Below are 21,458 nucleotides of genomic sequence, written 5' to 3'. Positions count from 1 at the left end.
CAATCTATTTCCATTATACGAAAAGACTGAATAGAATGTAAACAGTAAGTTAGTAGCCTGTCTGTTGTCGTGTGTAATTAAGTTCGTTTTTAGCGTGGTATGCGCTTACTACATCCTCTGTAGTAAATCCTAGTAGTCTCGCAATCTCCGCGTAAGATTCCCAGATCTTTGCATAATTCGAGAAGTCTGAGTGGTTCTGGAATTTTAAAATGCGTTCGTAGGTTTGAAGAAACGCACTATTCAGGTCTTCTGCTCGATCCCCTTCCCGCCACGTCGTAAGCTGCGTGTCGAGACCTTTTTCAATTCCAATGGATAATAAGAAATGAATCGAGTCCACATATTCTTCGACGATGATTGCTTTATCTGATGGTCCCTTGTCGCTCCAAAATTTGAAGCTTCGTGTTTCGTTTGCCAGTTCGCCAAGCTCGACTAATAATGCAATGACTTTTCGGTCAAAGACATCTTCTTCGATTCCTCGCTTTTCTTCTATATATTGATCTAACTGGCGCTGCATCTCGACTAATGTTTGAAGTTCCATTTTTTCTCACCTTTTTTCAATTAGTTTGAAACCAAATGATTTTTGTTCCGTATAAAGTAATAAGTGGTTATGTATAAGGGAGTGGTGTCATGATTTTCCGAGTGATCTTAATAATTTTACTGGCCTATGCCTTGTATAAACTAATGCGATATTTACTAGATCCGAAGCGGAAGCTAGATGAAGCCATCGAAAAAGAAGCCTACTACTTCTACGATGACAGCAAAAATGCACGCAAAAACTTTCTCATCTCTTACCAAGGCGCTGTCTTTGAGGGAGAAAAGTATCTAGGCACCACAAAAGATGCTTTTGATGTCGTCTCCATATTTGTTTGGGCCCATGACATTCATAAGCTTCAAGGCATGACGCGAGACGATTTTGAATTTCTTGAAAAAGAGATTCGACTTAGCTATCCGCACGCCACCATCAGCTGGAAAAGTCCTATCGAGCAACTATTGAAAGGCCACAAAGAGTCCGTTTAAGCGGGCTCTTTTTTTAATTGGACAAATAAACAAGCAGAAATAAATCTAAAAGTGCAAGCACAAGAAACCCAATTCGAAACTGTGTATGCTTCGTCTTATGGCGAAACGCCTGCATGCCTGCATAAGCTCCTGGTCCTCCACCTAGTAACGCCAGTAACCATAAGGTATTTTCCGGGACACGCTGACCCCCTTTTCTTGCTTGGTTCTTGTCATACCGCATCGTGAAGAATGCGATAGCAGACATGACGACTACGATGATCCAAAGATAGTCCATGATTTCCCTCCTTCTTTCCTTACTTAGTTTAGCAGACAGTGCTAGGTTGGGGGTAGGTCTAGTTGATGTGGCTTGGTCGAGGTTGGCGCGATTCGCCTTGATGTTGGCACGATTCGGACCGATGTTGGCGCGATTCGCTCGGAGTTGGCACGATTCGCTCGGAGTTGGCACGATTCGGACCGATGTTGGCGCGATTCGGCCCGATGTTGGCACGATTCGTACTCAATGTCGAAGAGGCCACTTCTGTTGCTCAACAAATCATCACTCCATGCCTATGAAATCACCTCCCATGCAGAACAACTCCCCCTCCCATGACCATGAACGACCGCTCACCCCCACAAAACTCCTTCCACATCATATCTAATCGAGTTACAGGCGTTAGAAATACATTCAAAAATCGTTCGCACCCGCAAAGGCAAAATACGCCTTCACGGGCACGCCCAATTTCCGAAGCATTTCTGACCAAACGCCTTACACATCTAAAATAAAACAAAAAAGCCCTCCTCCCAAATCGGGAGAAGGACTCTTAGAAAGTCGAACTTATTTGTCCATTGCTTTTTTAGCAGCATCAGCTAACTGAGTGAATGCAGCAGCATCCGTTACAGCTAGGTCAGCTAACATTTTACGGTTAACTTCGATACCAGCTAATTTAAGACCGAACATTAAACGGCTGTAAGAAAGACCGTTCAAACGTGCTGCCGCATTGATACGTGTGATCCATAATTTACGGAAATCACGTTTCTTTTGACGACGGTCACGGTATGCGTACATACCAGACTTCATAACTGCTTGGTTAGCAACTTTATAAAGTGTGTGTTTTGAACCGTAGTATCCTTTAGCTAATTTAATGACTTTTTTACGACGCTGACGCGTTACTGTTCCACCTTTTACACGTGGCATATTAAACAACCTCCTGCTATTTCATTTATAGTCGAATTACTTCATGTACGTTAATAGTGTACGGATGCGCTTGTAGTCGCCAGAAGAAACTACTTTAAGCTTGCGAAGTTTGCGTTTCGCTTTTGTAGATTTGTTTCCAAATAAGTGGCTACCATATGCACGATCGTGCTTAAGTTTCCCAGTACCCGTTTTTTTGAAGCGCTTTGCTGCTCCACGGTGAGTTTTCATTTTCGGCATGTCGAATTCCTCCTAAACAATTTCTAAATGCTTATTTCTCGTTCTTTGGCGCTAAAACCAAGAACATGCTGCGTCCATCCATTTTTGGCTTCTGCTCTACAGTAGAAACCTCTGCACATGCTTCCGCAAAACGATCAAGGACACGTTGTCCAATTTCTTTATGCGTGATGGCACGGCCTTTAAAACGGATCGATGCTTTCACTTTGTCCCCTTTTTCAAGGAACTTAATGGCATTACGAAGTTTCGTTTGGAAATCATGTTCGTCAATCGATGGGCTCAAGCGAACCTCTTTCATGACGACAACTTTTTGATTTTTACGAATCTCGCGATCTTTTTTCTGTTGTTCGAATTTGAATTTACCATAATCCATAATACGAGCAACAGGTGGCTTGGCTTGAGGGGCCACAAGGACAAGGTCTAAGTTAACGCGAGCAGCAATCTCGAGCGCTTCGTTACGTGATTTAAGTCCAAGCTGATCACCATTTTGGTCAATTACACGTAATTCTCTTGCGCGGATGCCTTCGTTTACATACATGTCTTTGCTAATAATAATCCACCTCCAAATAGTATCGCGAATACAAGGTCGGGTATGAAGTGCAGTTGCTGTTCACAACTTGTACCCATATAAAAAGCGGGCAGACATCTCTGTCTGCCCGCCGCTATACGACATGCAAAATGCATGTGAAAGTCGTTCTTGTGCGAACCAGTCAACATAATGTCGAACAGGTGAGAAGCGGGCAGCCTCTTCTTATACCACAAACATGTATTCAATAACCTTACTAACTATAGCACCTGACGAATCAGTTGTCAACAGATGATTGCACTTCTTTCACAATATGCGCTAAGAAGTCTTCAAATGCCATACTCTCTGATTTTTGTTCTCCGTATTTACGGACATTGACTTCGCCTGCTTCTTTTTCCTTGTCTCCAAGAACGAGCATGTACGGAATCTTTTGCATCTGTGCTTCGCGGATTTTGTAACCAAGCTTCTCTTCACGGTCATCTATGTGAACGCGGAAGCCTTTCGATTTGAACTTCTCTTCTAGCTGCTTCGCGTAATCATGATGTACTTCATTAGAAACTGGAATGATTTGAAGCTGTACAGGAGCAAGCCATGTTGGGAAGGCCCCTTTGTATTCTTCGATCAAGAAAGCAACAAAACGTTCCATAGTAGAAACGACACCACGGTGGATAACAACTGGGCGGTGCTGCTTGCCGTCTTCTCCAATGTAGTTCAAGTCGAAACGCTCAGGAAGCAAGAAATCAAGTTGAGCGGTAGACAGTGTCTCTTCTTTACCAAGAGCCGTCTTCACCATCACATCAAGCTTCGGTCCATAGAACGCTGCTTCGCCTTCTGCTTCGTAGTAATCAAGACCAAGCTCATCCATCGCTTCTTTCAACATCCCTTGTGCGCGTTCCCACATTTGATCGTCATCGAAATATTTTTCAGTATCCGCAGGATCACGGTACGACAGACGGAACGAATATTCTTCTAGGTTGAAGTCTTTATAAACTTCTAGAATCAACTGAACAACACGTTTGAACTCTTCTTTGATTTGATCTGGACGGACGAAGATGTGTGCATCGTTCAATGTCATTCCTCGAACACGTTGAAGACCAGAAAGCGCTCCAGACATCTCGTAACGGTGCATTGTGCCAAGCTCTGCAATACGAATCGGCAAGTTGCGGTACGAGTGGATCCCGTTTTTGTAGATCATCATGTGGTGTGGACAGTTCATCGGACGGAGGACCAGTTCCTCGTTGTCCATTGCCATCACAGGGAACATGTTCTCCTGATAGTGATCCCAGTGACCACTAGTTTTATAAAGCTCCACGCTCGCCATCACTGGAGTGTAAACGTGATCGTAACCAAGTTGCACTTCTTTATCAACGATATAACGCTCGATGATGCGGCGAATCGTTGCACCTTTTGGTAACCATAACGGAAGACCTTGGCCGACCTTTTGGCTGTTCATGAATAGATCAAGCTCTTTCCCGATTTTGCGGTGGTCGCGTTCTTTCGCTTCTTCAAGAAGACGTAAATGCTCTTTCAAATCTTCTTTAGTGAAAAATGCAGTTCCGTATATACGTTGAAGCATCTTGTTGTCGCTGTCTCCGCGCCAGTAAGCACCTGCAACGCTTAGCAACTTGAACTCTTTAAGTTTCCCAGTTGAAGGGACGTGAACACCACGGCATAGGTCGAAGAATTCGCCTTGTTCGTAAATCGAGACTTGCTCATCTGCTGGAATCGCTTCTAACAACTCAAGCTTGTATGGATCTTCAATTTCAGAAAAACGAGCATACGCTTCGTCACGAGAAACGTCATGACGAGTGATTTCAATGTTTTCATTAATAATTTTCTTCATTTCTTTTTCAATCACAACTAGATCTTCTGAAGTGATCGGCTGTTCCGAATCGATGTCGTAGTAGAATCCGCCTTCAATGACAGGACCAACACCTAGCTTCGCATCTGGGTAAAGACGCTTCACAGCTTGAGCAAGTAAGTGAGCTGATGAGTGACGCAAAATCTCAAGGGCATCTGGCGAGTCTGGAGTGATGATCTCCATCGCACCGCCTTCTTGAAGTGGCGTTTTCAAATCGACTAGTTTGCCATCGATCTTAGCAGCTAGTGCTTTTTTACGAAGACCTGGGCTGATGGACTGGGCAACGTCTTCCATTGTTGTGCCACGTTTAAACTCCTTTACAGCGCCGTCTGGATAAATCAGTTGAATGTTTTCTGACATGACAATTCTCTCCTTTTCAAGTTCTGTAGAACGCAAAAAATCCCCGTCCCAATAAAGGGACGAGGAATTAATTCGTGGTTCCACCCTTCTTCTGTCTGCACGAATGCAAACGAAGCTCTACATCGGATAACGGCCGGTACCGGTATGCATTGGTTTGCATACTGTTCAGAGGTGGTAAACAACAGCGGTCCATAAGAAGCTTCCAGCCTAGGCTTCTCTCTCTATAATGGCTCATCTTTTTGTTCATGTCCTCATCGCTACATGTAACGTAATTATGAAAATTAGTATACCGATAGTCGCAGGCTTTCGCAACCCTTATTTTAAAATGACTTCCGGGCGCTTCAGCGGCGTACCCAACATATCGCATGGACGACCGATCTTTGTAATCTTCCCTTGATCGAGTTTGACGATACGATCTGCAATCGTGTGCGCATCGTCTTCGTCGTGCGTCACAAAGATGGATGTGATCTGTGCACGTTTCAAAATCGAGTACAGCTCTTCACGAATCTTATACTGAAGCTCTTTATCTAGGTTAGAGAATGGCTCATCAAGTAACAGCAGTTTTGGATTCGGTGCAAGTGCACGTGCGAGAGCAACACGTTGCTGCTGACCACCACTTAATTGATGCGGATAGCGCTTTTTGTACTCTCCCATCTCGACTAGTTCCAGTACTTCATTCGCCCGCTTCAACCGCTCGGTACGAGACAGATGGCTCAGTCCAAACTTCACATTATCAAGAACCGTCATGTGCGGGAACAAGGCGTAATCTTGAAAGACAAGACCGATGCCGCGTTTTTCTGGTTGCACGAAGTGTTTTCCATCAAACATCGTCTCCTCATACAGACGAAATTCTCCTTTTTTAGGAATCTCAAGACCTGCAAGGATCCGAAGCATCGTACTCTTTCCACTCCCGCTTCGTCCGAGGATAGAAATCACTTCTCCAGTTTCAATCGTCATGCAAAAATGATCGATGGCGAGTTCTTTACTATTGCGATAAGAGAAACATACGTCTTTAATTTCAATGGTCATTTTGCATCCTCCTTATCCAGCAATCTATAGAATATAAAGATGGCTAGAGCACTCATGGCGATAATGATAAGAGACGGTTGACTGGCTTGCATGATTTTTTCATCTCCAGCGTACTGGAACGCTTTTGTTGCGAGCGTCTCAAAATTGAAGGGTCGTAATATCAAAGTGAGCGGAATCTCTTTCATGATATCTACAAATACCAGCATCAAACCAGAAATAATAGCTCCTTTAAGAAGTGGAATATCAACTTTGAAAAATGTCTTTGTCACGGAAGCTCCAAGCATGCGGGACGCTAAGCTAAAGTTTACTCCAATTTTATCGTAGCCGGACTCAATGGCATTGTACCCAATGGCGAAGAAACGGACGATGTATGCCACAATCAGCATCACTACGCTGGTACTGAGGACAAGTGTTGAATCTAGTCCCCAAGCATTATAGAAAGATCCAAGCTGACGATCGAGCCAGATAAACATCGTGACGATAGCAACTGCAATGACAGCTCCTGGAATTGAATAACCCACAATTGTAAACTTCGGCAACACTTTTCCGATACGCCCTCTCGCAAATCGTTGGAAGTTCCCTACAATTAAAGCTCCGGCAATGATGACGACAGAAGCAATTCCTGCTACTAGCATTGAGTTGCGAATGTAGGTCGTGAACTCATCGTTAGGAATAGCCCCCCACGTCAACACGAACCAGTCGATCAACTGAATGACAGGAATCAAGAAGGCAAGACAGAAGATCAACGTCACATACCCAAACGCACCCCATTTACGGAAACCGGTAAGTCTCACCTTTGGCAACGGGTTTACTTTCGTATTGGAATAACTGAACTGTTTTGTTCCTCGGAGAAGCTTCTCCACGACAAGCATCAACACGACGAATGTCATCAGAGATGCCGCAAGCTTGATGGCTGCATCGATGTCGCCTAAGCCAAACCACGTCTGGAAAATAGCTGTACTAAATGTCTGAATCCCGTAGTATTTCACGACTCCGTAATCGTTCAAAACTTCAAGAGAAACGAGACTTACTCCACCTATGATGGCTGCACGGGAGATTGGCAACACGACTTTGAAGAAAATCGCCCAGGGACCTTTACCAAGAAGCTTCGCACTTTCGACTAGCGAAGCGGCCTGTTGCGTCAAGAACACTCGCGTGATGGTATATACATATGGAAACAAGAACATCGTATAGATGAAAATGGCTCCCGGAATATTCATGATGTCAAAAAACTTTTGGTTCACTTGCAAATCGAAGACATTGCGAAGTGTGGTTTGAATGACTCCTGTATAACTCACCATTCCGGAATATGTATATGCCGCAATAAATGGTGGAATGGACAAGGGTAAGATCAGTGCCCACTTATAAAAACGACTTAGTGGAAACTCGTACTGAGCAATCAGCCAGGCTAGGCTTGTTCCGATTACTATAGTTCCGACAGCTGTATAAAAAACAAGTAAGAACGACGTTTTCATATAATCTTGGAGCATATATTCTTTGATATGCTCCCAGTTTTCGCTAGATGGCGCTAGCAGTCCAACGATGATTGGAAGCATCGGGGAAAGTAAAGAAAGAACAATAATGACGGACAGAATGGTCCATCCGTTCAAGTAGTAGGAAAGTTTTCTCACGTGGGTGTCATACCCTTCTATAGACCGTATTTCTATGCGGTATCATTATAGCACGCAGAGAAGTGAAAAGTCCGGCAAATGATACTCATTCTCGATGAATGTTCACAAAATAAAAAAACCTCCCGAGTGGGAGGCTCATGAGATTACTTCCAACCAACTTGGTTGAAGATCATAATGGATTTTGCATTGTGTGTGCCAAGTTCAGATAAAGGAATATCTTGTTCTTTGAACTCGCCCCATGACTGAAGCAATTCAGAAGCAGGCACCGCTTCGTTAACTGGATATTCATAGTTGGCTTCTGCAAAAGTACCTTGTGCTTCTTCAGCAGACAAGAACTCAAGAAGTTTGATAGCATTTTCTTTATTTTTAGAACCTTTAACTACACCAGCACCTGAAATGTTAACATGTGTCCCGCTTGTTTCTTGGTTCGGGAAGAAAACGCCTAAGTTTTCTGCTACCTTTACTTCTTCTGGGTCATCAGAGTTAAGCATTTGCCCTAAATAATAAGTGTTCATAATTGCTACATCACCAATACCTGCAGCTACCGCTTTAGCTTGGTCGCGGTCTCCACCTTCAGGATCACGCGCAAAGTTTTTCACTAAGCCTTCTGCCCACTCTGTTGCTTTTTCTTCACCATCGATCGCGATAAATGAAGCAAGTAACGATTGGTTGTAAATATTTTCTGATGAACGAATCAATACACGACCATTCCACTTTTCTTCAGTTAAAGCTTCGTATGTTGATAGGTCTTCAGGTTTTACTGTTTCTTGGTTGTAGACCATAACACGTGCACGTTTTGTAAGACCAAACCATTGGTTGTCTGCGTCACGGTATTTTTCTGGAATTTGTTGTGCTAGGACATCGCTTTCAGCAGCTTCAAGCACACCTTCGTCTTTAGCGCGGAATAAACGCCCCACGTCTGCTGTATATAAAAGATCTGCTTCAGTTGCTTCGCCTTCACGCTTAATACGCTCTAATAACTCATCCGCTTCTCCATTAATAACATTAACTTTAATTCCTGTTTCTTCTGTGAATTTTGCATAAAGTTCATCGTCTACATCATAGTGACGGCTTGTGTAAAGATTTACTTCACCAGCTTCTTCAGTTCCTTCCGGTGCTGATGAAGTTTCATTATTTGTAGGCTCGTTTGAAGAATTAGAACAAGCCGCTAAGAATAATGTCAAGATGGCAACTAAAGTAAGTAACTTTTTCATGGTGTCGCTCCTTTTTAATTGATAATGAATTTCATTTCCATGGATTAGTATAGCCTCACTGAGAATGAAAATCAACAAAAAAGCGAAAAAGTTTAGTAACTTTCTCGCCAATTTTTCCCTTGGAGTTGAATCGGAATCGTCAAAGCTTTGATTCGTTCAAGAATTCGTCCTGCTTTAACAGGCTCTTTCTCTCCACGTTGTGTAGTTGTAAAATGATGCTGAAGTTCTTCATAAGTAAAGTTTGAAGAAATAAAAGTTGGTAGTTGTTGTGCCATGCGGTGCTGCAAGATCGTCCCGATAATATCGTCTCGAGTCCATGACGACATCGTCTCCGCTCCCAGGTCATCGAGCATCAAGACAGATGCATTTTTCACCGTCTCCATTTTCTCGCTCAACGAATTTTCTTGAATGGATTGACGCATTTCTCGCAAGAACTCTGGTACATAAACAAGAACCGTTGAGATTTGTCGGTCTGCCAGTTCATTCGCAATAGCTCCAAGAATAAACGATTTCCCTACTCCAAACGACCCGTGAATATAGAGCCCTTTTGTTGGAAGAACATGATCCTTCTCGTAAGCATCGATAAAGTTTTTTGCAGCTCGTAGCGCTAGAACTCGTGATCCGTCAGTAAGATCCACATTTGAAAACGTAGCAGCGAGCACATCTTTTGGCATGTGCATGCTGTGAATCATCGAAGAAATTGATTGGCGTTCATCTTCAATTCGGCCCTGACGGCAACGAGAGTAATCGATTTCAATGCGCCCCTTGCCCATTACAAGACGCGGCTCAAATCCTTTAATCAAGTTTTGGCACTGTACTACACTCGGGCATCCTTTGCAGTCATGCGTCTGTTCTACATATTCATAGAGCTTACTCATGCTGGCATTCAAGATGTCAGGTGTCACGACATTCGCATTCGCTTGTAGAAAATCTTGAACATCTCGGTTTTCTAACACTTCTTTTTTCATCTCTTCCATCCGAGTAGCAAAAGAAGGATTCGAGATCATGCGTTTTAATGTCCGATTGATTGGTTCCATTTCATTCACCGGCCTTTCGTTGCGCTGATTTCAGCAAGCAACTTTTGACGTTCCGCTTCTATATCAATGGTCGATTCTACAGCTGCAGATTTCTTAGCAGGTGTTTTCTTGTCTAACCATTCAGGTACTTTTTCTTGTCGTTTGTAAGACTTGTTTGAAGACGTGGTTTCCCCGTTCTTCCATTTCATGTACTGCGTATGTTCTTGACGTGCGAGTTCCATCGCTTCTTTAGCTGTCTTCACTTTTTTACGAACCCAGTGTGAGGCGATCTTCTCAGCAAATGTCTTCGTCAGTTTCATGTCTGTACGCAGCATCACATACTGAATTAAGACGTTGACGACTCCAGTAGGCATCTCATAGACTGTGATGAAACGGTTGACGAGCTCGATATCCGCAGGGAACGGCTCTTTCCCACCCGCACTATCTCTCAGCACTTCAAGTGGCGACGTGTTCTCCAGATACAACAAGTACTCTTGCTCTTTAGAGGCTGGAGGTACTGCAGGAGTGGTTGTATTTGATTCTACCTGCTGCTGTTTCACTGAAGATTTAAGGGCAGGTGACCGGTCCACTTTTAACTTAAAGTAATCTTCACAAGACCGTTTCAAACGCTCCGTTGAGATATGGGTTGGATCATCCACTGCTAACAAAATGATCTTCTGCATATCGAGCGGCGAATAACCATATAAGAACGCAAGCTTCGTAATCAGTCTCTTGATGTCTGGTGTGACCAGTTTGCGAGGCAACAGATGTTCACTCAACCCGTCGAGTAACAGCTCAAAATCAAACTCGTGCTCAAACTCGTAACTTTCGCGATTGTCTTTCTCAGTACTAGCTGTAACGTTCTTTTGCTTAAGGTTTGGCTGAAAGACATCCGTAAATGTCCGTGTTACTTCGACGCCTTTTTTCCGCCACGGAGTTGATTTTTGGTACCGCTTCTCAAGTTGCTGATAGCTCTGGTCTCCAATCTTATTCCATAAGAAGATGGATAAAAGAGGATCCGCAAAGAACGCTTGTGGCGTTAGCGGCTTCTGTAGCTCATAGTAAAACGTTCGTTCTTCGTCCCCTGTTCGCCACGTGCGAAGTAGTCCAATTGCTTCTAGATGCGCACGGGCCTCAAAAATTCGTTGTGCTGTAAGAGACATCGCGTTCATCAAGCTATAATGGCTGTACTCCGTCTTCATAGAATCAGAGAATGTCCAAAGCTGTTGATACAGCGTGAACGCTTCAGGGCCGATGATTGGCTGGTAAAATAGGGTAAGGGTTTGTAGGTCTTCTGTCGAAATGGGAGCAGCGACACTGGTGCGGAAGGCGTCCATAGGTTGTAGTTCTTTGTGTAGCATCTGCTCTCATCCTTTCTAGTTTGAAGAAGGGTTGCGTTTTAGTAACTCTTTCACTTCTTCCATAAATACATTGATATCTTTGAACTGGCGGTAAACGGATGCGAAACGGACATAGGCAACTTCGTCGACTGCAGCAAGTTTCTCCATCACTTGTTCTCCGACTTGTTCTGATTTCACTTCAGAATTGCCTGTGCGGCGCAATTCTTTTTCAATCGTGAAAACAACTTCTTCTAACTGTTCTAGAGTGACTGGGCGTTTTTCACACGCACGGATTAATCCACGCAACATCTTTTCGCGACTGAACTCTTCTCGTGAGCCATCTTTTTTAACCACGATCAGTGGCGTCTCTTCTACTTTTTCAAACGTCGTAAAGCGAAACCCCACATTGTTCACATTCGCGTCTTCTTCGTATGGATTTGTTTTCATCGACCGGTCGTGAATCGACTACTTTCGTGCCATTGTATTGGCAGGAGGGACATCTCATAATTAACGCTCCTATATGCTCGTATTTCATTCATTATACTAAAGTTAGGGCACTTCTGCACCCATAGAAAAAGCAGAGGGAGATTCCCCTCTGCTGTAATTTTAAACCGTTTGTAATGATTTTGCTGCAACTGGGCCCATACCACGTGGAAGCTCCATCAACTCACGCGTTTTAGCATGAAGTGCTTCGGCGATATAATTGGCTGCAATTGTCGGATCCAGGTCACCGCATGTGTATACATCGATACTAGCGTAGCCATGCTCTGGAAAGCTGTGGATTGTTAAATGTGATTCTGAAATGATGACGACTCCACTTACACCTTGAGGTGCAAATTTATGAAACGCAACTTCGCGTACTTCCGCACCTGATTTCAGTGCAGCATCTACGAAAGTTTGTTCAATGAAGTTCACGTCGTTCAATTTGTCGAAATCGCATTCCCACAGTTCAGCAATGATGTGACGTCCCATTGTTTCCAATGTCCGTTTCCCCCTTTGACTGGAATTTTTAATCAAAGTGACTACCACGGGGGAAAGTTAGTCCAGAGAGGTCCTAACCCTTTAAGTAGCCGGTGCTTTTGGCACGATTTTCATTATACGAACATCCGACATAAAATGCAATAAAATTTTGAAAGTAGTTCTCTCCGCTTTGTTTGTAGCGTTTTCTCACGACCTAAAACTCTATAAATAGAAGAAAATCTGAAATATGTAGAATAAATCTTCAGATTTGTAGATTAAACTCCGAGATTTGTAGATTAAACTCCGAGATTTGTAGATTAAACTCCGAGATTTGTAGAATAAATCCTCATATTTGTCGAAGAACGCTCGCTCAGCCAATGTCACCATAAAAAAAGCGCCACAATGGGCGCCTTCCAAATTCAACTTATGCAGTAATAGCCTCTAAGGACTTTGCAACTTTCTGAGTCAAGTCCACTACGCGAGCTGAATAGCCCCACTCGTTGTCGTACCAAGCAAGAACTTTCACTTTGCGATCGCCGATTACCATAGTTGTTAAGCCGTCAACTGTTGCAGAAACAGTCGTCGTGTTAAAATCGATAGAAACTAATGGATCTTGAGTGATAGCTAAGATGCCTTTCATGGAACCTGCAGCTGCTTTTTCAAATGCCAAGTTCACATCTTCAGCTGTCACGTCACGCTCTAAATCGACGACTAAGTCTACTAAAGAAACGTTTGGTGTTGGAACACGAAGAGCCATACCGTGCATTTTACCCTTTAACTCAGGAAGAACTAATGTCAACGCTTTCGCAGCACCAGTCGACGTCGGAATGATCGATTGCGCACAAGCACGCGCACGACGAAGATCTTTATGTGGGTTGTCTAAGTTATTTTGATCATTTGTATAAGCATGAACCGTAGTCATCAATCCATTAACAATACCGAATTCATCGTTTAACACTTTTGCTACAGGAGCTAAACAGTTTGTTGTACAGCTTGCGTTTGAGATGACGTCATGTTTTTCAAGATCTAATTGGTCATCATTAACACCTAGAACTACAGTGATGTCTTCGTTTTTACCCGGAGCCGTCAAAATGACTTTCTTGGCTCCTGCTTCAAGATGAAGCGCAGCGCCTGAACGTTCATTGAACTTTCCAGTGGCTTCGATAACGATATCCACACCTAATTCTTTCCAAGGTAGTGCAGCTGGGTTGCGTTCGCTTACGATTTGAATGCGCTTACCATTTACGATAAGAGCGTTCTCAGCTGTCTCCACTTCGCCTTCAAACTTGCCATGTACGGAATCGTATCGGATCAAGTGAGCCAAAGTGTCCACTGGGTAACTAGCGTTGATCGCCACAATCGAAAGATCGTCTTTCATAATCGCTTGGCGAAACACCATGCGTCCAATTCGTCCAAAACCATTAATCGCAATAGAAGCTGTCATAAATACCGTTCCTCCTGTTAACTATGTGATACTAATTCACTTAATATGCAATTAGTATAACACATTAAAGTCTATCTGGTACTCTAATATGTGACACAAATAAAAGTTCCATTATTCTGACAGTGCCTGTTTCCATTCAGCTACAAGGGAATCCACCTGTTCGTATAACTCATCCAATGTGCCGTCATTTTGAATGACATCATCTGCCCATTTCATTTTATCGGTAATTGGAATTTGAGAAGCTATTCGTTCCTCTGCTTGATGCTCTGTGAAATCGTTTCTAGCCATCAAACGCTGCTTTTGGATTTCAGGGGTCGTTCCAACGACAACAATGTGTTCTACAAAATGCTCTAGTTTACTCTCAAATAATAGAGGAATGTCCAAAATGACGATTTTTTCTCCTTGCGCAAGATAGACATCTTTTTGACGCAACATCTCTTGGCGAATCGCGGGATGGATAATCCCGTTCAACACATTTCGTTTTTCTTCGTCTCCAAAAATCTGACGACCAATTTCTTCTCGATTCATCGAGCCGTCTGGTAAAAGTGCCTCGTCTCCAAAAGCTTCTTTGATTTTCTGAAGAGTTGGCGTTCCAGGTGCTACCACTTGCCGTGCAATCAGATCCGCATCGACTACTGGGATACCATGCTCTTTGAACCGATTCGCTGCTGTGCTTTTTCCAGTAGCGATACTACCTGTTAATCCAATGATCATAGTGACCTCCTATTTTTGACATACTGGGCAGTAGGTAGACGTTCGGCCTCCTATGACCATCTGCTTTGTCTGGGTACCACAGGATGGGCACTGCTTCTTACCGTACATCTTTAAGAAGTGCTGCATATTCCCAGCTCCACCATTTACGTTCCGGTAATCGGAGATGCTGCTGCCACCTCGTTCAATACTTTCTTTAAGTACGTCGACAATAGCTTGATACAATTCATTTTTCCTCTTTTTTGAAATACGACCGACTTGGCGATTCGGATGGATCTTCATTCTGAACAACGCTTCTGTCGCGTAGATATTCCCACATCCTGAAATTACATGACCGTCCATGATAAAGACTTTAATAGGTTTGTTTTTATACTTTGGCAGTTCGGCCATTTCCAGATAATGTGCAAGTCCCTCTTCTGTAAACGGCTCTGGCGCCATCGCTAGAAGCGGTGGATGGTCGTGAAGTTCATGGAGAAAGCGGAGCTCTCCAAAACGTCGAATATCCGAATAGACGAGAGTCGACCCGTCATCTAACGTAAAGATAACGTGGATGTGATTGCGAAACTTAGCTTCTTTGATGTCATCTAAGGAATTTACCGGGAACCAGGCCCCCGTCATTCCAAGATGTCCTACCATCCAAGCATGCTGGCCATCATACTCTAGTTCAAAAAACATATATTTCGAGCGGCGCGTCAATTGTTTGATTTGAAATCCTTGCACCGCTTCAGAAAAAGCAGCAGGAGCAAGCCCTTTGATTATGGCTTGCTTCCCTGCTTCGTGACTGGTCACTAACTGATCAGACACATGAATCTTCTCAATCGTTTTTCCAACAATATACGGTCTCAAGGATTCGACGACGCCTTCTACTTCTGGTAGTTCAGGCATTCAAATCCCTCCTTATTTCGTTTCGTACCATGTTTTGCCGTGTGCAAAATCTACTTTCAGTGGTACCGATAATTCTACGGCATGTTCCATGACGTGAGGCACAAGCTGTTCAATCGTCTCGAGCTCATTTACAGGTACTTCGAAGATGAGTTCATCGTGTACTTGTAGCAACATCTTTGTCTTCAGTCCGCGTTCTTCCAGTTCACGGTCCATATCAATCATCGCTTTTTTGATGATATCGGCAGCACTTCCTTGAATTGGTGTATTCATTGCCGTCCGCTCTGCGAATCCTCGAAGGTTGAAGTTCGAACTTGTGATTTCCGGCAAATAGCGGCGACGGTTCATGATCGTTGTGACAAACCCGTGCTTTTTTGCTTCTGCGATTGCATTATCCATAAACTGTTTGACTCCTGGAAAGCTCGTCAAATAGTTATCAATAAATGTAGCGGCTTCTTTTCGCGTAATGGAAAGACTTTGCGACAATCCATAGTCACTGATTCCGTAGATGATTCCGAAATTCACGGCTTTCGCTGCACGACGCATGTTAGACGTCACTTCTTCTGCTGTGACACCAAACACATCCATTGCCGTCTGTGTGTGGATATCTCGGTCTTCCTTAAAGGCACGGACCAGTTTGTCGTCTTGAGACATATGCGCCATGACACGTAGCTCGATCTGAGAGTAATCCGCTGCGAACAAGACCCAGCCTTCTTCAGAAGGTACAAACGCTTGACGAATCTTGCGCCCTTCTTCGATACGAATCGGAATGTTTTGCAAGTTCGGATTGATGGAGCTGAGACGTCCTGTAGACGTCAACGCCTGTTGGTAGCGAGTATGCACTTTCCCGTCTTCGTGAATTTCTTTGAGCAACCCTTCAATATACGTTGACTGCAATTTCCCGAGTTGACGATACAATAAAATCTCCGAGATGATTTCATGCTGTCCTTGAAGCTTCTCTAGAACGTCTGCAGCAGTTGAATAGCCCGTCTTCGTTTTCTTAATAGCTGGTAAGCCTAATTTTTCGAATAAGATAACGCCGAGCTGCTTCGGTGAATTGATATTGAAGTCTTCTCCTGCCATCTCGTGAATGCGCTTTTCGATTTGCTCTAGACGCCCTCGAAGCTCTACACCCATCTTCTCAAGAGTTTCACGGTCCACACGGACTCCGAACGATTCCATTTCTCCTAATACACTTGCTAATGGCAATTCGAGATTATGATACAGTTCGTACTGCTCGGTCTCTTTCAATTTGGACTCTACAATATCTTTAAGCTTCCAAACAGCAGTCGTCTTCCGGATGACATGTTCAAACAGGACGTCTCCTTCTGGAGCTTTCTTCTTCGCTCCTTTCCCGTAAAGAGCTTCGTCATCATCCACTTCTGCGTGGCCAAAGTGACGTGCGAGTGACGCAAGGTCTTGCGAAGAGGATATGGAAGGATCAGAAATATAAGCAGCAAGTAAGAGGTCGAAGCTCGCGCCTTTTAATTCACAACCGAAACGTTTAGCCACTGCTTGGAATGCTTTGACGTCATAGCAACGTTTCAATTTCGACTCATCTTCTAGCCATGCCTTGAATAAGGAATCGGAAAATGCGGCATTCCCTTCCATCACATACTGGCCCTGCTCTCCAATTAGTCCGACGGCTAAAATAGCACTCGTATGGTAATGGTCATCGTACAGCTCAATGTGAAGTGCCATGTCTTGTTCAAACTGTTCAGGCTTCCATTCTGTCACCACTTCATAAGTAACTTCCGTTAACTCTTTTGTATCGGACTGGAATGAAGATTTTTCAAGTAATGTCTTAAACTGAAGCTGTTGCCAGATGGCATGCACTTTTTCCATATCAGGTCCTGGATACTGGATCGAGTCAAGACTTACTGTTACCGGGGCATCTCGTTCAATCGTTGCGAGCTGTTTGCTAATATGGGCAAGCTCTTCGTTTGCTACGAGCTTTTCTTTCATTTTTGAAGCCTTCATCTCGTCCATGTGTGCGTAAACGCCTTCCACAGATTCATAAGCCGTTAACAGCTTGATGGCTGTTTTCTCTCCGACACCAGGAACCCCTGGAATGTTATCTGAAGAATCTCCCATCAAACCTTTCATATCGATGATTTGAAGAGGTGTAATGCCGTACTTCTCTTGGATATGTTCTGGTGTATAATGCTCGAGGTCTGTAATCCCTTTTCGCGTAATTTGAACCGTTGTAAGTGAACTTGCAAGTTGGGTCAAATCTTTATCTCCACTGATGACGATGGTCTCGACCCCTTGCTGTTCTGCTTGTTTAGAAAGGGTACCGATAATATCATCCGCTTCGTATTGATCAAGCTCGTACTGAGGAATTTGGTATGCTTCAACCAATTGACGAATGTAAGCAAATTGCTCGGACAACTCAGGAGGCGTCTTTTGACGACCTCCTTTGTATTCAGAGAATGTTGCATGACGAAATGTCGTCTTCCCCGCATCCCATGCAATTAACATATGGGTCGGTTGTTCTTCTTCAACGATTTTCTGAAGCATCATGGTAAATCCGTATGTGGCATTGGTATGAATGCCTTGCTCATTTGTTAAAAGTGGTAAGGCAAAGAAGGCACGGTACGCCAAACTGTTCCCATCCACTAACACTACTTTTTGCTTTGACACATCTGTCACTCCTTTTTTGAACGAAAAAAACCTTGCTTTCAGTTTACCATGACTGAAAGCAAGGTGTGGTCCATTACGGTGTAATCCCCGAAAGAATCTGTGCATATGGAGAATCAGATGGCAGCATGATGACCGTGTCTTCTCCAATTGTTGCTTTATACGATTCTAGTGTGCGGTATAAATTATAGAATTCAGGGTCTTTAGAGAAGGACTGATTGTAGATGCGTGCCGCTTCTGCTTCTCCTTCAGAGATGATGACAGCTGCTTCTCGCTCAGCATTTGCAATGATTTCTCGCACTTGGCGGTCGGTCTCTGCTTCGATGCGGCGTTTGTCTGCATCCCCTTCAGATAAGAATTTTTGCGCAATCTTCTCACGTTCAGAAATCATGTCTTGGAACACCGCTTGTTCATTCTCTACAGGAAGGTCCGTTCGTTTGATACGAACGTCGAGCACTTCTATTCCGTATGAGTCCGCTGCTAACAATTCATTGACTCTCGATGTGATCTGTTCACCCAGACTTCTGCGTGATGAGTTCTCATCATTGATGATTTCTGAATAATCTAGTCTACCAAGTTCTGTACGAACGACAGAGTAGATAAACTCTTCCATACGAGATTCTGCATTAATCAAAGTTCCTGCGTTGGAAATCATCTGTTGTGGGTTATTGACCTTCCAAACGGCATAGTTATCAATAATAATTCGGCGTTTGTCCTTAGTATTGATCTCCGCTTCCGAGATTTCATAGTTCATCAAATATTTTGGGACCGTCGTCGTGCTTTGTAAGAATGGAATAGTAAAGCCGAGCCCAGGCTCTTCAACGACTTTAACGATTTCACCAAACTGACGAACAATCTTATACTCACCTTCACGTACCACATACATATTGGTCAAGAAAATCACGATTAAAATAAAGGCTAAGAAGACACCTCCAATGATCTTACCGTGCTTCTTCCAGTCGAGGACAAATTCATATTTGGTTTTAGGCTTCTTCGGTTTTTTCTTTTGATTCAGAGCGAAACGCTCTTCCAGTGAGACGAAATTTGAATCTTTCTCGGTCATTCGTTATCGCTCCCTTCCGTTGCAACTGGTGGCGTAGTACGTGGTCCAGCAAGTGGCAAGTACGTCATGTTACCTGTGTTTTCGTTCATGATATAGAGCTGTGCGTTAGGTAACACCGCCTCTAAAGTCTCCAGAACAAGTCGGTCTCGTGTGATGTCTTTATTCTGTGCATACTCTTCATAAAGTTCGTTGAAAAGAGCCACATCTCCGCGCGCTTGCTCAATTCGAGCAATCTTTTCACCTGTTGCGTTTGAGATGATAGCATCTTTTTCCCCGTTCGCTTCTCCGAGACGTTGGTTTTCATAGCGTCCTGCTTGGTTCACTTTAATGTTCTTTTGCTCTTCGGCATCTCGAACAGCAGTAAACGCTTGACGGACTTCTTCGTTCGGAAGCTCAACGTCTTGTAGATTTACGGATAATACAGTAATCCCGATATCGTATTTCGTCACAAGATCTGCAAGTAAATCTCGAGTTGTCGCTTCAATTTCTGCTTTACCAGATGTCAACGCGTCATCAATTTTAGAACTCCCGATAACGGAACGGATGGATGCAGATGTAGCAGAGTGAAGCAGTTCACGTGGATCCTCTGAATTGAACAGGTAGTCACGTGGATTCGTGATGCGCCACTGGACGACTAAGTCAGCTAAGACGATGTTGTCATCTCCAGTAATCATCTTGGTTTCGTCGTCATAAGAGACGATTTCTCCATCTGATGTCTGTTGGTACCCGAACTGTAAACTGAACGTCTCTTTAGAAAGTTTTTCTACTTGTTGGATCGGCCAAGGCATTTTAAATTTAAGTCCTGGTTCTGTAATAGGATCTCCAGCATCCCCGAATGTGATAACGATGGCTTGTTCCGATTCATCGACTGTATACCACGATGTGGCAATCACTAGAAGGACAATAAGCCCGGCAATTGAGACACCGATGATGGATAGTAAACGTTTTGTTGTCATTATGTATGCCCCTTTCTTCTGTCTATCTCTTTTACGGACAGCCACCAGAAAAGTTTCACACAAAAAGAAAACCGAGCCAGCGATTGCTGACTCGGTCTCCTTTTTTCCAGTTTGGAAAAGGGGTTACCTTTATAGTACGAGATGTTTGTAAAGTCTGTATGAAGCTACTGTTAAGATTCCCACTGATTGTTCTTATATTTTCTATAGTAGTTGAATTGACGAGCAATGAGATAAAACTTTCGCTTCGTGTTTGTATCTCCTTTATAGAACATCGGGTTGCCCCACTTGCCTTGACGAATCAAGCGGCGGCACTCTTCATTTACTGCATGGTTGTCGACGAATTTTTTCAAGACAATCTTTGGCACTACAGTGAATAAGTATTCGGTGTTCAAATAAGTCAATGGTTTTTCTTGTCCGTAAATCACATCGTCCACAAAATACTTGGCCATGTTGTGACCGCATGCAGTCGTGTAATAGCTTGAACGTCCTTGACGAATATTGACTTCAAATACTTTGTATTTGCCGTCTCGTGCGTCGTATTTTAAATCGAAGTTTGCAAACCCTTGGTAGCCCACCGCTTCTAAGAAATGTTGAAGTTTTTTCATGAGCTCTTCATCGTAACGAGTAACAAGTGCAGTATAGTTCCCGATAGCGGTCACCGTATGTTCTTGCAAGACGACTTGAGCAAGTGTTCCAAGCTCTGCCTTCCCTTTCGTATTGACATAGAACACCGAATCCCACATGAACGTATCGTCACCTGGAATAAAGTCTTGAATGATCATGTCTTCTTGATAGCCTGAAGCATTCACTTGATCTAATACTTGTTGCAATTCTTCACGTGTTTCCACCCGATAGACTTTTTGCTGCCCAGGAAACTTGTTTTTATAATATTCAACGCCGTTACTTGGCTTAACGATTAACGGAAACTGGACATCCTTTTCAAAAATGCCTTGTTCTTTGCAGCTGTAAAAATAGGTATCTGGTGTATCAAGCCCATGCTCATCACATAGTCGGTAAAAGTTTTTTTTCACTAATAAATCGTTCATCAGATCTTCGGACATGTAATTGAACACATACCATTCACGAAGCTGTTCTTGATTCTCAATAATCAAGCGAACATAGAAATCATTCGTACCAATCAACAAAAGGGATATTCCCTGTTTTTGATACTTTTTCGCGACTCTCTCTAAAATCGAAACGAACGCATCCTTATTCCATAAATCTTTTTCATACTCAATCGCAGATGGGATCGAGCTCAGACTCGTAAACGACATTTCTTCTTTCCCTACTAGAACGGGATGGATTCCATATTCCTCATGGAAAGAAATAGCCATATTATAGGCATTCATATCCGTACCGACAATAATCGGCAAAAAATTCAATTGCATTACAGTTCCTCC

At 43.4% G+C, this 21,458-nt stretch carries 20 protein-coding genes and 1 pseudogene; 1 reads left to right on the top strand and 20 read right to left on the bottom strand.

Annotated features, from left to right (window positions below; genetic code table 11):
* Positions 1-49: 49 nt before the first annotated feature.
* Entirely contained in the window at positions 50-538 is a 489-nt protein-coding gene (locus tag CF394_RS12885) for a dUTP diphosphatase (protein ID WP_094944141.1), read from the bottom strand.
* 89 nt (positions 539-627) lie between these two features.
* On the opposite strand from CF394_RS12885, the gene CF394_RS12880 reads away from it, so the two are divergent.
* Positions 628-1,017 carry a sigma-w pathway protein ysdB gene (locus CF394_RS12880; RefSeq protein WP_094944139.1) on the top strand — a complete coding sequence of 130 codons (390 nt, stop codon included), beginning with the start codon at positions 628-630 and terminating at the stop codon, positions 1,015-1,017.
* A gap of 13 nt (positions 1,018-1,030) precedes the next feature.
* Here CF394_RS12880 and CF394_RS12875 read toward each other — a convergent pair whose 3' ends face one another.
* The 19 genes and pseudogenes from CF394_RS12875 to CF394_RS12785 form a co-directional block, all read right to left on the bottom strand.
* Positions 1,031-1,291 (bottom strand): DUF1294 domain-containing protein, encoded by a 261-nt coding sequence (locus tag CF394_RS12875; protein ID WP_094944138.1) that lies wholly within the window; start codon positions 1,289-1,291, stop codon positions 1,031-1,033.
* A gap of 540 nt (positions 1,292-1,831) precedes the next feature.
* A complete protein-coding gene (rplT, locus tag CF394_RS12870) occupies positions 1,832-2,191 on the bottom strand; it encodes a 50S ribosomal protein L20 (RefSeq protein WP_094944136.1) in 360 nt (119 codons plus the stop codon).
* A 36-nt stretch (positions 2,192-2,227) separates the two neighbouring features.
* A complete protein-coding gene (gene rpmI, locus CF394_RS12865) occupies positions 2,228-2,428 on the bottom strand; it encodes a 50S ribosomal protein L35 (RefSeq protein WP_094944135.1) in 201 nt (66 codons plus the stop codon).
* A 31-nt stretch (positions 2,429-2,459) separates the two neighbouring features.
* Positions 2,460-2,963 (bottom strand): translation initiation factor IF-3, encoded by a 504-nt coding sequence (gene infC, locus CF394_RS12860; RefSeq protein ID WP_106408211.1) that lies wholly within the window; start codon positions 2,961-2,963, stop codon positions 2,460-2,462.
* A 265-nt stretch (positions 2,964-3,228) separates the two neighbouring features.
* Positions 3,229-5,172, bottom strand: a complete 1,944-nt coding sequence (thrS, locus tag CF394_RS12855; protein ID WP_094944132.1) for a threonine--tRNA ligase — start codon at positions 5,170-5,172, stop codon at positions 3,229-3,231.
* A gap of 315 nt (positions 5,173-5,487) precedes the next feature.
* Positions 5,488-6,201 carry an ABC transporter ATP-binding protein gene (locus CF394_RS12850; protein ID WP_094944130.1) on the bottom strand — a complete coding sequence of 238 codons (714 nt, stop codon included), beginning with the start codon at positions 6,199-6,201 and terminating at the stop codon, positions 5,488-5,490.
* On the bottom strand, positions 6,198-7,757 hold the full coding sequence (locus CF394_RS12845) for an ABC transporter permease (protein ID WP_094944184.1): 1,560 nt from the start codon (positions 7,755-7,757) through the stop codon (positions 6,198-6,200). The genes CF394_RS12850 and CF394_RS12845 overlap by 4 nt, the downstream gene beginning before the upstream one ends.
* Positions 7,758-7,975: 218 nt before the next feature.
* Positions 7,976-9,046: a Fe(3+) ABC transporter substrate-binding protein gene (locus tag CF394_RS12840; protein WP_094944128.1), complete on the bottom strand. Its 1,071-nt coding sequence runs from the start codon at positions 9,044-9,046 to the stop codon at positions 7,976-7,978.
* 92 nt (positions 9,047-9,138) lie between these two features.
* Entirely contained in the window at positions 9,139-10,083 is a 945-nt protein-coding gene (dnaI, locus tag CF394_RS12835; protein ID WP_094944126.1) for a primosomal protein DnaI, read from the bottom strand.
* 5 nt (positions 10,084-10,088) lie between these two features.
* The gene (locus CF394_RS12830) at positions 10,089-11,423 is read right to left on the bottom strand and encodes a replication initiation and membrane attachment family protein (RefSeq protein WP_094944125.1); all 1,335 of its coding nucleotides are present in this window, start codon (positions 11,421-11,423) and stop codon (positions 10,089-10,091) included.
* A gap of 15 nt (positions 11,424-11,438) precedes the next feature.
* Positions 11,439-11,907: pseudogene (gene nrdR / locus CF394_RS12825) on the bottom strand (transcriptional regulator NrdR).
* Positions 11,908-12,008: 101 nt separating this feature from the next.
* On the bottom strand, positions 12,009-12,383 hold the full coding sequence (gene speD / locus CF394_RS12820; RefSeq protein WP_094944123.1) for an adenosylmethionine decarboxylase: 375 nt from the start codon (positions 12,381-12,383) through the stop codon (positions 12,009-12,011).
* Positions 12,384-12,786: 403 nt separating this feature from the next.
* Positions 12,787-13,806 carry a glyceraldehyde-3-phosphate dehydrogenase gene (locus CF394_RS12815; RefSeq protein WP_094944121.1) on the bottom strand — a complete coding sequence of 340 codons (1,020 nt, stop codon included), beginning with the start codon at positions 13,804-13,806 and terminating at the stop codon, positions 12,787-12,789.
* 111 nt (positions 13,807-13,917) lie between these two features.
* Positions 13,918-14,520, bottom strand: coding sequence for a dephospho-CoA kinase (gene coaE / locus CF394_RS12810; RefSeq protein ID WP_094944119.1), 603 nt, complete (start codon positions 14,518-14,520; stop codon positions 13,918-13,920).
* A gap of 9 nt (positions 14,521-14,529) precedes the next feature.
* Positions 14,530-15,402 carry a bifunctional DNA-formamidopyrimidine glycosylase/DNA-(apurinic or apyrimidinic site) lyase gene (mutM, locus tag CF394_RS12805; RefSeq protein WP_094944118.1) on the bottom strand — a complete coding sequence of 291 codons (873 nt, stop codon included), beginning with the start codon at positions 15,400-15,402 and terminating at the stop codon, positions 14,530-14,532.
* 12 nt (positions 15,403-15,414) lie between these two features.
* A complete protein-coding gene (gene polA, locus CF394_RS12800) occupies positions 15,415-18,042 on the bottom strand; it encodes a DNA polymerase I (protein WP_094944116.1) in 2,628 nt (875 codons plus the stop codon).
* 73 nt (positions 18,043-18,115) lie between these two features.
* On the bottom strand, positions 18,116-19,102 hold the full coding sequence (hflC, locus tag CF394_RS12795; protein WP_094944114.1) for a protease modulator HflC: 987 nt from the start codon (positions 19,100-19,102) through the stop codon (positions 18,116-18,118).
* Complete coding sequence (gene hflK / locus CF394_RS12790) at positions 19,099-20,058, bottom strand: FtsH protease activity modulator HflK (RefSeq protein WP_094944113.1); 960 nt, start codon at positions 20,056-20,058, stop codon at positions 19,099-19,101. Before hflK ends, hflC begins: the two co-directional genes overlap by 4 nt.
* A gap of 170 nt (positions 20,059-20,228) precedes the next feature.
* Positions 20,229-21,446, bottom strand: a complete 1,218-nt coding sequence (locus CF394_RS12785) for a carboxylate--amine ligase (protein WP_094944111.1) — start codon at positions 21,444-21,446, stop codon at positions 20,229-20,231.
* Between the last annotated feature and the right edge of the window lie 12 nt (positions 21,447-21,458).

This window comes from Tetzosporium hominis, assembly GCF_002265435.1.
Taxonomy (GTDB): Bacteria; Bacillota; Bacilli; order Bacillales_A; family Planococcaceae; genus Chryseomicrobium; species Chryseomicrobium hominis.
Note: the sequence above shows the minus strand (reverse complement) of the source record. Positions and strands in the feature narration are given on the sequence as shown.